The sequence below is a fragment of the Kineosporia succinea genome, assembly GCF_030811555.1.
GTDB lineage: Bacteria > Actinomycetota > Actinomycetes > Actinomycetales > Kineosporiaceae > Kineosporia > Kineosporia succinea.
Genome location: NZ_JAUSQZ010000001.1, coordinates 6635787 through 6650063 on the forward strand (window position 1 = coordinate 6635787; position 14277 = coordinate 6650063).

Annotated in this window: 13 protein-coding genes; 12 read left to right on the forward strand and 1 reads right to left on the reverse strand. The window is 72.0% G+C overall.

The genetic code is table 11. From position 1 onward, the window contains the following. Positions 1–136 precede the first annotated feature (136 nt). Positions 137–388, forward strand: coding sequence for an SCO4226 family nickel-binding protein (locus J2S57_RS29390; RefSeq protein ID WP_307249027.1), 252 nt, complete (start codon positions 137–139; stop codon positions 386–388). 25 nt (positions 389–413) lie between these two features. Here the strand turns inward: J2S57_RS29390 and J2S57_RS29395 are convergent, their stop codons facing one another. After that, the gene (locus J2S57_RS29395; RefSeq protein WP_307249029.1) at positions 414–1319 is read right to left on the reverse strand and encodes a LysR family transcriptional regulator; all 906 of its coding nucleotides are present in this window, start codon (positions 1317–1319) and stop codon (positions 414–416) included. A gap of 111 nt (positions 1320–1430) precedes the next feature. On the opposite strand from J2S57_RS29395, the gene J2S57_RS29400 reads away from it, so the two are divergent. The 11 genes from J2S57_RS29400 to J2S57_RS29450 all read left to right on the forward strand — a co-directional run bounded on the left by J2S57_RS29400 (position 1431) and on the right by J2S57_RS29450 (position 14208). Next, complete coding sequence (locus tag J2S57_RS29400; RefSeq protein ID WP_307249032.1) at positions 1431–2219, forward strand: inositol monophosphatase family protein; 789 nt, start codon at positions 1431–1433, stop codon at positions 2217–2219. 11 nt (positions 2220–2230) lie between these two features. After that, the gene (locus tag J2S57_RS29405; protein ID WP_307249034.1) at positions 2231–2944 is read left to right on the forward strand and encodes an NAD(P)-dependent oxidoreductase; all 714 of its coding nucleotides are present in this window, start codon (positions 2231–2233) and stop codon (positions 2942–2944) included. 367 nt (positions 2945–3311) lie between these two features. Continuing rightward, on the forward strand, positions 3312–4184 hold the full coding sequence (locus J2S57_RS29410; protein ID WP_307249035.1) for a transketolase: 873 nt from the start codon (positions 3312–3314) through the stop codon (positions 4182–4184). After that, a complete protein-coding gene (locus tag J2S57_RS29415; RefSeq protein ID WP_307249037.1) occupies positions 4181–5128 on the forward strand; it encodes a transketolase family protein in 948 nt (315 codons plus the stop codon). The genes J2S57_RS29410 and J2S57_RS29415 overlap by 4 nt, the downstream gene beginning before the upstream one ends. 39 nt (positions 5129–5167) lie before the next feature. Next, positions 5168–6586 carry an FGGY family carbohydrate kinase gene (locus tag J2S57_RS29420; RefSeq protein ID WP_307249039.1) on the forward strand — a complete coding sequence of 473 codons (1419 nt, stop codon included), beginning with the start codon at positions 5168–5170 and terminating at the stop codon, positions 6584–6586. A 15-nt stretch (positions 6587–6601) separates the two neighbouring features. Then, positions 6602–7582, forward strand: coding sequence for a sugar phosphate isomerase/epimerase family protein (locus tag J2S57_RS29425; RefSeq protein WP_370882720.1), 981 nt, complete (start codon positions 6602–6604; stop codon positions 7580–7582). A gap of 448 nt (positions 7583–8030) precedes the next feature. Next, positions 8031–9722, forward strand: coding sequence for an ABC transporter ATP-binding protein (locus J2S57_RS29430; RefSeq protein ID WP_307249043.1), 1692 nt, complete (start codon positions 8031–8033; stop codon positions 9720–9722). Beyond that, complete coding sequence (locus J2S57_RS29435) at positions 9719–11452, forward strand: ABC transporter ATP-binding protein (RefSeq protein WP_307249045.1); 1734 nt, start codon at positions 9719–9721, stop codon at positions 11450–11452. The genes J2S57_RS29430 and J2S57_RS29435 overlap by 4 nt, the downstream gene beginning before the upstream one ends. A 202-nt stretch (positions 11453–11654) precedes the next feature. Then, positions 11655–12899 (forward strand): glycoside hydrolase family 18 protein, encoded by a 1245-nt coding sequence (locus J2S57_RS29440; protein WP_307249047.1) that lies wholly within the window; start codon positions 11655–11657, stop codon positions 12897–12899. Positions 12900–13069: 170 nt separating this feature from the next. After that, entirely contained in the window at positions 13070–13396 is a 327-nt protein-coding gene (locus J2S57_RS29445; protein WP_307249049.1) for an SAV_915 family protein, read from the forward strand. Positions 13397–13479: 83 nt separating this feature from the next. Beyond that, positions 13480–14208, forward strand: a complete 729-nt coding sequence (locus J2S57_RS29450) for a DinB family protein (protein WP_307249051.1) — start codon at positions 13480–13482, stop codon at positions 14206–14208. Positions 14209–14277 lie beyond the last annotated feature (69 nt).

A 14277-nucleotide genomic window follows, 5' to 3' on the forward strand; every position in this document is an offset into this window, starting at 1 on the left:
CAGACTGCCGGGCCCCGCTGGAACCGCGCTGAAACGGCAGTCCCGGCCGCCCGGGATAGGTCAACCGACTGATTCGGCGCGGACCCCGGGCGGCCACGCTGGTCAGCACCCGGATCACAAGAGAGGACGCAGGACGATGGCGAAGTTCATGGACGTGCACGACGGGTTCGTCGGGGTCACGCAGCAGCAGCTCGAGGAGGCGCACCAGCGCGACCTGGACAACGAGAGGGCCGAGGGCGTGCACTTCGAGCGGGCCTGGCTCGACCCCGAGTCGGGCAAGGTGTTCTGCCTGTCGTCGGGGCCGTCGAAGGAGGCCGTGGCCCGCGTGCACGAGGCCTCCGGGCACCCGACGACGCAGATCTACGAGCTGCCGGTCGAGGTGTCCTGAGCGGGCCGATCACCTCTCGGGCCGCTCACTTCTCGGGGCGCTCACTTCTCGGGGCGCTCACGGCCACGACCAGCCCGCGCAGCCAGGCGTGGGGCTGGTCGTCGTCGTGGCGGCGGTGCCAGTACAGCCGCAGGGGCACCGGTGGCAGGGCCACCGGCGCGGGCCGGGTCACCAGACCCCGGGCGATGACGGACGACGCGGTCACCCGCCGCGGCACGACGGCCAGCAGGTCGGTGGTCGCCACCAGGTCCAGGGCGGCCGCGCTCCCGGGCACGGCCACGGTCACGTCGCGGGTGACGCCGTGCTTCTCGAGGACGTCGTCGACCGGGTCACGCAGACGCCCGCGCCGCGACACGGACAGGTGATCGGCCCGCGCGTACCGCTGCAGGGTCAGGTTCTTCGCGGCCAGCGGATGCCCGGCCCGCATCACCACGACCAGCTCGTCGTGCCCGAGCAACACACTGTTCAGGTCGGGCAGGGCGGGCACGGAACTGCCCGCGAGCAGGTCGATCCGGGTGTGGCGCACGTCGTCGGTGTCGGCCGCGGGCTCGGCCAGGAACCGTAACCGCGCGCCCGGCGCCGCCTCCCGCACCCGGGCGACCAGGGCCGGGCCCAGCGCGGTGACCAGCGACTCGTGCCAGCGCAGGGTGAAGGTGCGTTCCAGCCGGGCCAGGTCGAGCTCCGGCGCCGGGGTGAGCAGGTCACGGGCCTGCTGCAGCACCGGGCCGATCCCGTCGCGCAGCGCCAGGGCCCGGGGCGTCAGGGTCATGCCGCGGCCCGAGCGCACGAGCAGCTCGTCGCCCGTGACGCGACGCAACCGGGCCAGGGTGCGGCTCATGCTCGGCACCGACACCCGAGAGCGCTCGGCTGCGGCGCTCACGCTGCCCTCGCTCAGCAGCGCGTCGAGGGCGGTGAGGAGATTCAGGTCCATGACTTAACTCCGAAGGTAACTACCGCTTGCTGAACCTAGCATTGCTGATAATCGGCAGGATTCCTAGTCTCGGTGCCAGCTCACCGACCCCGGGAAAGGGAACCTTCGACGATGGACAGTCAGATGCTCGAGCAGGTCACCGCCGAGGTGCGCCGGGCCGGCGCCCGCATGGCCGAGACCTTCACCGGCACACACCTTCTCACCACCCGGCAGGACTTCGTCGAGGCGATCGCCGCGGCCGACGCGCGAGTGCTGGAGGTGCTGCGCGAACCGCTGCTGGCGCTGCGCCCGCAGGCCGGATGGGTGGAGGACGAGCTCGACGACGGGCCGCTGCCCGCCGGCGAGTGGTGGGTCGTCGACCCGGTCGAGGGCGCGATCAACTACGTGCACGGCATCGACGAGTGGGCCGTCACCGCCACCCTGGTGCGCGACGGCGAACCGCTGCTGACGGTGGTGCACCTGCCCCTGACGCAGACCACGTACACGGCCGTGCGCGGTGGCGGGGCCCATCAGGACGGGCGGCGGCTGTCGGCGTCAGGCAAGACCGAGCTGCAGGGGGCGCTGGTCGGCACCGGTCAGGCCAGCCCTCGCGAGACCGCCTCGACGTGGCAGCTCATCGGCCGCACCCTCACCGCGATGATGGGCGCCAGTGGTGTCACGCGGGTCTCGGTGCCCCCGACGCTGCAGCTCATCCACGTGGCGGCCGGGCGTTCGGACGTGTTCTGGCAGCACAGCGCCGTGCGCTCCGGACTGCTCGCCGGGGCGCTGCTGGTCTCCGAGGCGGGCGGCACGATCACCGACCTGCACGGCGGGCCGTGGACGCTCGACAGCTCCGACTTCCTCGCCGCCGCGCCCGGGGTGCACGGCGAGGCCGTGTCCGTGCTGTCCGCGGCCGTCTGAGGGAGACCGTCATGCGTATCGCCGTTCTCGCCGCCACCGGCCGCACCGGACGTCACCTCACCGCGCAGGCCCTGGCCCGCGGTCACCAGGTCGTGGCCCTGGCCCGCACCCCGGCCGACGTCCCCGGACCGGCCGACTGGGCCGCTTCGGCCACTTCGGCCACTTCGGCTGCTTCGGATGCTTCGGGCACTTCGGGCGCTTCGGCTGCTTCGGATGCTTCGGATGCTTCGGCGGAGGGCCGGTTGATCCGGGTCGCCGCCGACGTTCGGGACCTCGCCTCCCTGACCGCCGCCCTCCAGGACGCCGACGTCGTGGTCTCCGGCCTCGGCCAGACGAAGAACAGCCCGGACGACCTGCTCGCGAGCGCCGCCGGTCACCTCACCGACCTGATGGGACCCCGCGTCGTCTGGCTGGGCGCGTTCGGCACCGGCCCCTCTGCCGGCGCCGCCGGGCCCCTGACCCGCGGGATCCTGCGCGTGGCCCTGGGCAGTGAGATTCCCGACCGGGTGCGCGCCGACGCCCGGGTGCTGGAGGCGGGCGGCACTGTCTTCCACGCCGGCCCCCTCACCGACGGGCCGCTGGGCGCGAGCCGCCGCGTCGTCCCCCTGTCGCAGGCACCCCGGAACCTGTTCCCGCGAACCGTTTCCCGCGCCACGGTGGCGGCCGGCATGCTCGACGTCGCCGAGCGCGCCGGCGAGGGCGGCGTGTTCCTGCCCCTGCCGTAGATCCTCGCCGCAGAGCCGGGCTCACCGGGTCAGGTCAGCACCCGCCGCGAGCTCCGGCAGGTCGCCGATGCCCACGATCAGGCGGAACCGGGGCGGCCCTGGCCCGGACGCGCCGATGCGGGCCTGCGGCACGACGAAACCACAGCCAGGCGCACCGGCCCTCGGGCGTCGCCCAGTTCAGCGAGACCGTCTCGGCCTTCAGCGATGTCGCGCGTTTCCCGGGCCGGCGGTGGCGCCCAGTGCCTGGGCCGGGACGTCGACGACCATCATGTTCAGATCTGATGGTGAATATCTATTCTTTATTGACTAGGCATTATTCAACGCTCAGGGTAGAGGGACAGCCCGTCACTCAGGAACGGATATCCCGATGCTCGCACCGGATCTCGAACAAGCGGCGCGCTGGCGTCACGTGACGGCCATCAGCGACCCGCAGGTGCTCACCGAATCGCTGCGCCGGGCGGCGAACGCCTCGCGCGCCACCACGCTGCAGATGGTCTCGGCCGCGAGACTCGGTCACCTGGGCGGTGACATGTCGGTGCTCGACGTGCTGACCACGCTCTACGGCTCGGTGTTGCGCGTCGACCCGGAGAACCCGGAGTGGCCCGAGCGCGACCGGCTGATCATGAGCAAGGGCCACTGCTCGGAGGCGCTCTACGCGACGCTGGCCTGGGCCGGCTTCTTCTCCCCGGACGAGCTGCGCACGTTCGACCGCCCGGGCTCTGCGCTGAACGGTCACCCCAACCGCACCTACGTCCCGGGCGTGGAGACCAACACCGGCGCGCTCGGTCACGGCCTGCCGGTCGGGGTCGGCGTGGCCGTCGGTGCGAAGCTGCAGCAGCTGCCTTCGCGCGTTTTCGTCGTGCTCGGCGACGGGGAGCTGCAGGAGGGCAGCAACTGGGAGGCGGCCATGACCGCCGCTCACCGCGGCCTCGACAACCTCACCGCGATCGTCGACCGCAACCGCCTGCAGCAGGGCGCCCGCACCGAGGACACCGCGAGCCTGGACCCGCTGGCCGAGAAGTGGCGGGCGTTCGGCTGGAACGTCGTCGAGGTGGACGGCCACGACCACCTCGGACTGCGTGACGCCCTCATCGCGGTCGCCGCGGGAAGGCCCACCTGTCTCATTGCCGAAACGGTCAAGGGCAAGGGAATCTCCTTCATGGAAGACCGCGTCGAGTGGCACCACAAGGTCCCCACCGCCGACCAGCTGGCCACCGCCCTCGAGGAGCTGTCGCGATGACCACCACCCTCGAACCCCAGACGTTCGACTGCCGGCAGGCCTTCGCCGAGACCCTCATCGACCTGGCCCGCGCCGACGACCGGATCGTCGCCGTCTGCAACGACTCCGTCGGTTCGTCGAACCTGGTGGCCTTCCGCGAGGAGTTCCCCGACCGCCTGGTCAACGTCGGCATCGCCGAGCAGAACATGGTCGGCGTCGGGGCGGGCCTGGCCAACGCCGGGCTGGTGCCGTTCGTCTGCGCGGCCGGGCCCTTCCTCACCGGGCGAGCCACTGAGCAGATCAAGACCGACGTGGCCTACAGCGACCGGGCCGTGGTGCTGTGCGCGATGAGCCCGGGCATGGCCTACGGCGAGCTCGGCCCCACCCATCACTCGATCGAAGACCTGGCCTGGATGCGGGCCGTGGCCAACCTCGACATCCTCGTCCCGGCCGACCCCGCCCAGACGCGGGCCGCCGTGCGCTGGGCCGCCGGCTCGAAGCGTCCGGTGTTCATGCGCGTGGGCCGCCACAAGGTGCCCGGCGTGAGCGACCCGGCCGACCCGTTCGTGTTCGGGCGCGCCGACGTGCTGAGCGACGGCAGCGACGTGACGATCTTCGCCACCGGCACCCCGGTCAGCCGGGCCCTGGGCGCGGCCGGCCTGCTGGCCCGCCAGGGGGTCGGCGCCCGGGTTGTGAACGTCTCCACGATCAGCCCGCTCGACGAGGCGACCGTGCTGGCCGCCGCCCGCGAGACCGGGTTCGTGCTCACGGTCGAGGAGGCCACCACCACCGGCGGGCTCGGCGCGGCGATCGGCGAGATCGTGCTGCGGCACCACCCGGTGCCGCTGCGGATGCTCGGCGTCCCGCGGGTGTTCGCGCCCACCGGCGACAACGACTACCTGCTCGAGACGTTCGGCCTGACGGCCGAGGGCATCGCCGCCGCGGTGCTGGACCTGCGGAACTGAGCGGAACTGACCGGCACTGACCCGCACGGAGGGGGATCCATGGCCGACATCGTCGTCGCCGTCGACCAGGGCACGTCGTCCACCAAGGCGGTCGCCGTGAGCGTGTCCGGTGAGGTGGTCGCGGATGTCACGGTGCCCGTCGGCATCGCGCATCCCTCCCCCGGCCGGGTCGAGCAGGACGCCGAGGAACTGGTGACGTCCGTGGTCACCGCCCTGGGCCGGCTCGGTCAGCTGGACGGGCGGGTCGCCGCGGTCGGGCTCAGCACCCAGCGGGAGTCGGCGCTGGTGTGGGAACGCTCGACCGGCAAGCCGCTCGGCCCGATGCTGGGCTGGCAGGACCGGCGCACGGCCGGGCGGGCGCGGGCTCTCTCGGGTGAGGCCGGGAGGGTGCGCTCGGTGACCGGTCTGCCGCTCGACCCGATGTTCTCGGCGCTGAAGATCGGCTGGCTGCTCGACGAGATCGACCCGGACCGGCGGCGCTCCCGCGCGGGTGAACTGGCTGTGGGCACGGTGGATTCGTGGCTGCTGGCCCGGCTGACCGGTGAGCACCGCATCGAGCTCGGCAACGCGGCCCGCACCCAGCTGCTCTCGCTCGACGCGGGCGACTGGGACGCCGGGCTGCTGGAGCTGTTCGGCATCCCCGAGGCGGTGCTGCCCCGGCTGACCGCGTCCGACGAACCCACCGCGCTCGTCGACGGCCTGGGGGTCCCGGTCACCGGCGTGCTCGGTGACTCACACGCCGCGCTCTACGGGCACGGCATCCGCGAGGCCGGGTCGGTCAAGGTCACGCTGGGCACCGGTTCGTCGGTGATGGGCCTGGGCGACGTGGTGCCCGGGGCGATGGCGCGGACCATTGCCTGGGCCGCACCCGACGTCGCGCTGGCGTTCGAGGGCAACATCCTGTCCTCGGGCTCCACGCTGGTCTGGCTCTCGCACGTGCTGGGCCTGAGCACCGGCGAGCTGATCGCGCTGGGGCTCGACTCCCCCGACAGTCCGGTCGATCTCGTGCCCGCCGTCGCCGGGCTCGGCGCCCCCTGGTGGGACCCGGGGGCACAGGCCATCATCACCGGTTTCGACCTCGGCACCGGGCGCTCGGCGCTGGCCCGGGCCGCGGTCGACGCCGTGGTGCTGCAGATCGAGGACGTGCTCGAGGCCGCGGACACCGCGACCGGCGAGCGCGTCGGCACCGTGCACGTCGACGGCGGCCCGGCCGGGAACGACCGGCTGGTGCAGCATCTGGCCGATCTGACCGGCCGCACCGTGGTGCGGCCGGCCGCCACCGGCCTGTCGGCGCTGGGCGCCGCGTCGCTGGCCGGGGCGCGGGCCGGTCTGTGGGAGTCCCTGCCCGGCGGGGCGACCCGCACGTTCGGGCCGACCACCACGTCCACCATCGTGAAGGCCCGTCGTGACCGCTGGCGCGGCGCGGTGGAACGGGCCCGCTACCAGACTGTTTCATGAACACTCAAGGGAGAGATCGTGAGCGAACAGCGTTTCGGGGCCGGCATCTGGCACTTCGCCACCTACGTCGACCGGTACGCGACCGACGGCTACGGTGAACCGCGCACCATTCTCGACGCGATCGAGCTGGCCGGGCAGGTCGACGACCTGTCCGTGGTCGACCTGAACTGGCCGTTCTTCGGTGGCGACATCAGCGACGACGACGTGTCGAAGGCCCTGGACAAGGCCGGGCTGGGTGTCATCGGCATCACGCCCGAGATATACACGCGTCAGTTCAGCAAGGGCAGCTTCACCAACCCGGACCCGGGGGTGCGCCGCCTGGCCCATGAATTCGTCACCCGGTCCTGCGACGTGGTGCGAAAATTCGGTGCCGACTACGTGAAACTGTGGCCGGGTCAGGACGGCTGGGACTACCCGTTCCAGGTCGACCACGGCACACTGTGGCAGCACTCGATCGAGGGTGTGGGGCAGCTGGCGGCCGAGAACCCCGACCTGACGTTCGTCATCGAGTACAAGCCGCGCGAGCCGCGGGTGCACATGAGCTACTCGTCCGTGGCCCGCACGCTGCTCGGCATCGAGAAGATCGGCCTGCCCAACGTCGGCATCCTGCTCGACTTCGGCCACGCCCTGTTCGGCGGCGAGAGCCCGGCCGACTCCGCGCAGCTCGCGATCGATCACGGCCGCCTGTTCGGCATGGACGTGAACGACAACCTGCGCGGCTGGGACGACGACATGATCGCCGGAACGGTGCACCCGATCGAGCTGTTCGAGTTCTTCTGGACGCTGCACAAGAACAACTGGGAGGGCGTCTGGCAGCTCGACCAGTTCCCGTTCCGGGAGGACAGCGTGGCCGCGGCGAACCTGGCCATCGACTTCCTCAAGCGGGTGCAGAAGGGCCTGGCGGTGCTCGACGTCGAAGGGCTGAAGCAGGCGCAGGCCGCGCACGACGCCGTGGCCGCGCAGCGGATCGCACAGAACGCGCTCTTCGGGTCGTGACAGTCCCGCCGTGAGCCGGGGCCGGCCTGCCGACCGCGACGACGGCCACGCTCGCAAGCACGTGCACTCCGGTCGGCCGACCGCGACGACCCCGACGACCTCGCGACCCCGACAACCTCGCGACCCCGACAACCTCGCGACCCCGACAACCTCGACGACGATCTCGACGACCTCGCGGCTGAGCACAGGGACACCCGCTATACCGATCAGGTATAGCGGGTGTCCCTCCTCTCCGGCGACGGCAGAACGTTCGTCATCCGAGTCCCGGCCGCAGCGGTCCCGCCGGCACCCGACGTGAGCCGCGTGCGGGACCCGTCCACCACGTCCTCCATGCCGGTCGCTCAGCAAGAAGCTCGTGACCGGCCCGGTCACCTGCCCGGCCGATGAACGGACCCGTGAGCGGGCACGACCCACCCGGTCACAGCCGTAAGTTAGGGTCACCTACATTGTGAGTAATCCTGACCCCCGGGCCGGCCGTCTGCTGCTGCGCCGCACCGTGCTGACCGAACGCCGGTCGCTGATCCTGGCCTCCGCCCTGCAGATCGGCCACCAGGCCGGCGAGGCCGCCGTCCCCCTGCTGATCGGCGTGATCATCGACCGGGCCGTCGGCACCGGTGACACCGGTGCCCTGTTCCTGTGGCTGGGCGTGCTGTTGGCGACGTTCGCGTTCCTGTCCACCAGCGGGCGCTTCGGCATCCGGGTCGGCATCGGGGCGAGCGTCGAGGCCACCCGCAAGCTGCGCGTCGAGGTGGCCCGCCGGGCCCTCGACAGCCGCGGCAACAGCGAGGGCCAGCTGCCCGGCGCGACGGTCAGCATCGCGACCGGTGACGTGCGCATCCTCACCGCCGTGCTCTACCAGCTCGTGCAGGGCCTGGCCGCCGCGGTCGGCGCGATGGTCGCGGCCGCCGTGCTGCTGTCGGTGTCCGTGCCCCTGGGTGGGCTGATCCTGGTCGGCACCCCGCTCCTGCTGCTGGCCGTACGCGCCATCAGCTCCCCCATCGAGCACCGCAGCGCCGCCCAGCGGGAGCAGGCCGCCCGCGCCGCCGGCGTGGCGACCGACCTGGTGCGCGGGGTGCGGGTGATCAAGGGACTGCGCGCCGAGCGGGCCGGCAGCGCCCGCTACCGGCAGATCAGCCGGGTCGCGATGGACGCCAGCGTGCACAGCGCCCGCACCGAGGCCGGCTTCTCGGCGGCCGTGATCGCGCTCAACGGAGGCTTTCTCGCACTCGTCGCGCTGCTCGGCGGGCACCTGGCCGTGAACGGCGACATCACCGTGGGCCAGCTGGTCTCGGCCGTCGGCCTGGCCCAGTTCCTGCTCGAGCCGCTGGGCACGTTCGGCACCGTGATCGCGGTGGTCGCGTCCGGGCGGGCCTCGGCGACGCGGGTGGCGGCCCTGCTCGACGCTCCCCCGGCGGTGACCGGGGGCTCGTCGCGGCCCAGTTCTGCCCTGGGCGGGCTGTCACTTGAGGACGTGCACGGCCCGGGGCTCGAGGGGGTCTCGCTGGAGGTCAAACCCGGTGAGCTGCTGGGGATTCTGACCACCTCGCCCGAGGCGGGGACTACGTTGAGGCGTTATCTGGGGAGGGAACTCGACCCGGTACAGGGCTCTCTGCATCTCGACGGCCTGCGTCTGAGCGACCTGGAACCCGAAGCCCTGCGCGAGGTCGTCCTGGTCTGCCCGCACGAGCCCGACCTGTTCACCGGCACACTGGCCGGGAACGTGCTCGCCGGGTCCCCCGCCGGCGCCGCCCTGGACCGGGTGCTGGCCGCCGCCAACGCCGACCAGGTCGCCGAAACCCTTCCCGACGGCCTGGAATCGGCCGTGGCCGAACGCGGCCGGTCACTGTCCGGAGGTCAGCGTCAGCGGGTGGCGCTGGCGCGCGCCCTGCTGCGCGACCCGTCCGTGCTCGTGCTGCACGACCCCACCACCGCCGTGGACACGGTCACCGAGTCGTCGATCGCCACCGGCCTGCGCGAGCTGCGCGCCGGGCGCACGACCGTCCTGATCACCTCGAGCCCGGCCCTGCTCGCGGGCGCCGACCGGGTGGTGCTGGTGCACGACGGCACGATCGCCGCCGAGGGTCCGCACACCCGGCTCATGGCCGAGCACGACCTCTACTCCGGAACGGTTCTGGCATGAGCACCATCCTTCCCGTCAGTTCCCCGAAGCGCAGTCGCCGGACGGTACTGGCCGAGCTGCGTCACCACCGGGCCCACGCGTTCTTCGGCCTGGGCTGCCTGATCGCGGCCGCGGCCACCAGCCTGCTCACCGCTCCCCTGCTCGGCAGCATCGTCGACCTGGCCGCGGCCGGGCGCCCGGGCCCGATCGGCTCCCGCGTGCTCGCGCTGCTCGCCGCCGCGCTCGTGCAGGCGGCGCTCGCGTTCCTCGGCCTGGCCGCGGTCGCCCGGGTCGGCGAGCAGGTGCTGGCCGGCCTGCGCGAGCGGTTCGTCGAGCACTCGCTGGGCATGCCGCTGGAACGCATCGAGCGCGGCGGTTCCGGCGACCTGACCTCCCGCGTCACCGAGGACGTCTCCATCGTCAGCGACGCGGTGCGCTCGGCGGTGCCCGAGTTCACGCAGTCGGCGCTGGTCATCGCGCTGACCGTGTTCGGCCTGCTCGCCCTGGACTGGCGGTTCGCCGCCGCCGCTCTGGTCGCCGTGCCGATCCAGGCCTACACCACGTTCTGGTACATGAAGCGGTCCGCGCCGCTGTACGCGGTCAGCCGGGCCGGGGCCGCCGGTGAGCAGCAGCAGCTGCTCGAGAGCATCGGCGGCGCGCCGACCGTGCGGGCCTACGGCCTGGCCGAGCAGCACCTGGGCCTGGTCCGCGAGCGCGTGGCGTTCAGCATGGACCGGATCAACGACGTGGTGAAGCTGCACACCCGCTTCTTCGGGCGGCTGAACCTGGCGGAGGCGCTGGGGTTGTCGTCGGTCCTGATCGCGGGTTTCCTGCTGGTGCGCGGGGGTTCGGTGACGATCGGTACGGCGAGTGCGGCGGCGCTGTACTTCGCGAACCTGTTCGGGCCGATCAACGCGATGCTGTTCCTCCTCGACACGTTGCAGTCGGCGACGGCGTCGCTGGCGCGCATCGTGGGGGTGACCGAGGTCGAGCCGGAGGCTTCCGGATCTTCCGCGGTGGCGGACGGTTCGATCGAGGCCCGCGGGCTGCGGCACGCGTATGTCGCGGGGCACGACGTGCTGCACGGCCTGGACGTGTCGGTGCCGGCGGGCGGCACGATCGCGCTGGTCGGTGGTAGTGGTGGCGGGAAGAGCACGCTGGCGGCGATTCTCGCGGGCATCCGCGCTCCCGACCACGGGTCGGTGACGATCGGCGGGGTGCCGTTGCCCTCCTCGTCAGGGTCGGTGGTGCTGGTGACCCAGGAGGTGCACGTGTTCGCCGGCCCGTTGGCCGACGACCTGCGGCTGGCGGCTCCTTCGGCTACTGACAACCAGCTTTTGGACGCGTTGGTCGCCGTCGGCGCGGACGGCTGGGTGGGTGCCCTCCCGGACGGCATCGCGACGGTCGTCGGTGAGGGCGGGCACACGCTGAGCCCGGAGCAGGCGCAGCAGCTGGCGCTGGCGCGGGTGCTGCTGAGTGATCCACCGGTGGCGATCCTGGACGAGGCGACGGCGGAGGCGGGCAGTGCCGGGTCGCGAGCCCTGGAGACGGCGGCGGCGCGGGTACTGGAGGGTCGCACGGGAGTGCTGGTGGCGCACCGGTTCTCGCAGGCCGCGATGGCCGACCGGGTGCTGGTGATGGACGCCGGCCGGGTCGTCGAGTCGGGGCGGCACGAGGAGCTGGTGGCCGCGGGCGGGCGGTACGCGCAGTTGTGGGAGGCGTGGTCGGCGGGGCGCTCGGCGGCGTCGTAGACGACGGCCCGCGCGGGCGTTCGGCAGCCGCGCGTTCGCCGGCGACGTGCAGGGCGGCGGCTTGGTGCGGGAGCTGAGATGCGGGGCTGGCCCGCACCTTCTCGTCCCGCATAAATCTCTTTTAAGCTCGTTACCACGGATCTGGGATCGCGCATTTCCGCTGTTACCTTCGACCGGCAACCGCCGCCGAAGGGGAGCAACGGTGAACCGAACCAGACTCGTAGTCGCTGGCCTGGCCGCGATCGCCCTGCTGGCGGCCATCGTGCCGCTGGCCGCGAATGCTGTGGGGAGGCAAGGGGAATCGACTGTCGTCGAGGCCGCTGCGACCGGTCCCAAGGTAGTTGGCTACTACACCAGCTGGTCGACCTACGGAGCCCGCGCGGTGCAGATGAAGGCCATGCACACGAGCGGCGCGGCGGCGAAGATGACGCACGTCGTCTACGCGTTCGGAGCGGTCGAGAACGGCAGGTGCGCCGTCGGTGACCCGGCCGCCGACTACCGCAAGAAGTTCACGGCCGCGCAGTCGGTGAGCGGGCGGGCCGACACCGCGACGCAGACGGTGGCGGGCAACTTCAACCAGCTGCGGCAGCTGAAGGCGAAGTACCCGAAGCTGAAGGTGGTCTGGTCGTTCGGCGGGGGCACCGGCTCGGCCGGGTTCACCCAGGCTGTGAAGAACCCGGCGGCGTTCGCGACGTCGTGCCGGGCGCTGGTGGAGGACAAGCGCTGGGCCGATGTCTTCGACGGCATCGACATCGACTGGGAGTACCCCAACGTCTGCGGAAGTGTCTGCGACCGGAGCGGTTACGGCGCCTACCCGAAGCTGCTGAAGGCGGTGCGGGCGGCGTTCGGCAAGGACCTGGTCACCTCGGCGATCACCGGCAACGGCCGGGCCGGGGGCACGCTGAGCAAGGCCGACTACGCCGGGGGCGCGAAGTACCTGGACTGGCTGATGCCGATGACCTACGACTACTACGGCACCTGGGCGAAGAAGGGCCCCACGGCGCCGCACTCGCCGCTGTCGCACTTCTCGGCAGCGCCGGTGAAGGGGTACGACTCGCAGACCGTCGTCGCGAAGCTGCGGTCGCAGGGGGTGCCGGCCAAGAAGCTGCTGCTCGGGATCCCGTACTACGGGCGCGGGTGGACCGGGGTGACGCAGACCAAGCCGGGCGGCAGGGCGATCGGACCGGCGACCGGGCCCAAGTCCCGGGCCAAGGGCGTCGAGGACTACAAGGTGCTGCTGACCACGTGCCCGCCCAGCGGCACCACCGGCGGCACCGCGTACGCGCGGTGCGGCAAGCAGTGGTGGAGCTACGACACCCCGCAGACCGTGGCGACCAAGATGGCCTGGGCGAAGAAGCAGAAACTGGGCGGCGCGTTCTTCTGGGACTTCTCCGGGGACACCAAGAACGCGGCCCTCACCACGGCGATCGCCAAGGGCCTCAGGTAGCCGTCGCACCGCCCGCCCGATGCACCACGGCTGATGTCAGAGAGCAGTCAGGGCCCATGACATCGGCCGAGGTGCGGTCATAGCGTGGGACTTCCGCAACCGGGGCGCCAAGGAGGCCGCCGTCGCGGACAGTCAGGTACGACGCGTTGTGTCTGAAGGTGGGGTCACGGATGACTGGCAGGGCGGCGAACGACGCACACGCCGGGAGCATGCGGGAGGGCCGGCTCCTGTTCGTGCCGACCCGGGTCGGGCCGACCGGCCTGCACGTGGTGCGGGTCCTGCGCTCGGCCGGGGGCGGGCGCACCGCGATCGCCTTCACCGATCCCGGCCTCCTGCTCGAGGTGATGGGGCCCGGCCACACCTGGACCACCCTCAGCCGCGCGGCCCTGCTGAGTCTGGTCGAGCCGCTGGGCGTGGTGGACCTGGCACTCGACCCGCAGCTGGTCGCCGGCCCGAACCGGCCCGACGGCACCCCCGTCGCGATTCCCGTCCCCTGACCGGACAGCCGGGCGAGATCCCGCATCACGAAACCGGTCCGGGACGGCCACGGGGACGGGCCCACTGAGCCAGAATCGTCGCCATGCCCGAGTTCAAGCACCTCGACCTGGCCGACGCCCGCTTCCACGACCTCGAACTGCGCCGCGCCAGCTTCTGGAAGATCCGGGCCCGCGGGGTGTGGATCGGCGAGGTGGAGCTCGACGGCCAGATCGAGGGGCTGCGGATCAACGGGGTGGACGTCGGCCCGCTCATCGAGGCCGAGCTCGACCGGATCCATCCCCAGCGGGGGCTGATGCGCCCGACCGATGTCGAGGGGTTCCGGGAGGCATGGTCCGTTTTGGGGACGCTGTGGGCGGGGACGCTGGAACGGGCCCGGTCCCTGCCCGCGGAGAAGCTGCACGAGCGCGTCGACGGCGAGTGGTCGTTCATCCAGACGCTGCGGCACCTGCTGTTCGCGACGGACATCTGGATCAGCCGGGCCGTGCTCGGTGATCCCCGGCCGTGGCACGCGCTGAGCCTGCCGTTCGACGAGATGTCGCCCGACGACGAGGTGCCCTGGGACCGGGACGCCCAGCCGTCGTTGGACGAGCTGCTGCAACTGCGGGCGAAACGGGCGGCGACGGTCCGTTCGGTGCTCGACAACCTCACCCCGCAGCACCTGGGCAGCCTGACCGAGCCGGTCGCCGGGCCCGGCTATCCCCCGGCCGACCGGTACCCGGTCTCCGAATGCCTTCTGACCGTCCTGAACGAGGAATGGCAGCACCGGCTGTACGCCGAACGGGACCTTGACCGGCTCGGATCCAGCGCTTAATAGGGCGCTGCTGCGTTCGGGGGGCACTGCGCGGCGGTCGTGAAAGGTTCATGGACACGGCCGAGAGGT

Bases quoted from the DNA above. Each gene is read 5' to 3' on its own strand.
- J2S57_RS29450 (WP_307249051.1), top strand. From the start codon at position 13,480: ATGCCCGAGTTCAAGCACCTCGACCTGGCCGACGCCCGCTTCCACGAC.
- J2S57_RS29395 (WP_307249029.1), bottom strand. From the start codon at position 1,319: ATGGACCTGAATCTCCTCACCGCCCTCGACGCGCTGCTGAGCGAGGGC.
- J2S57_RS29400 (WP_307249032.1), top strand. From the start codon at position 1,431: ATGGACAGTCAGATGCTCGAGCAGGTCACCGCCGAGGTGCGCCGGGCC.
- J2S57_RS29405 (WP_307249034.1), top strand. From the start codon at position 2,231: ATGCGTATCGCCGTTCTCGCCGCCACCGGCCGCACCGGACGTCACCTC.
- J2S57_RS29410 (WP_307249035.1), top strand. From the start codon at position 3,312: ATGCTCGCACCGGATCTCGAACAAGCGGCGCGCTGGCGTCACGTGACG.
- J2S57_RS29420 (WP_307249039.1), top strand. From the start codon at position 5,168: ATGGCCGACATCGTCGTCGCCGTCGACCAGGGCACGTCGTCCACCAAG.
- J2S57_RS29415 (WP_307249037.1), top strand. From the start codon at position 4,181: ATGACCACCACCCTCGAACCCCAGACGTTCGACTGCCGGCAGGCCTTC.
- J2S57_RS29435 (WP_307249045.1), top strand. From the start codon at position 9,719: ATGAGCACCATCCTTCCCGTCAGTTCCCCGAAGCGCAGTCGCCGGACG.
- J2S57_RS29445 (WP_307249049.1), top strand. From the start codon at position 13,070: ATGACTGGCAGGGCGGCGAACGACGCACACGCCGGGAGCATGCGGGAG.
- J2S57_RS29390 (WP_307249027.1), top strand. From the start codon at position 137: ATGGCGAAGTTCATGGACGTGCACGACGGGTTCGTCGGGGTCACGCAG.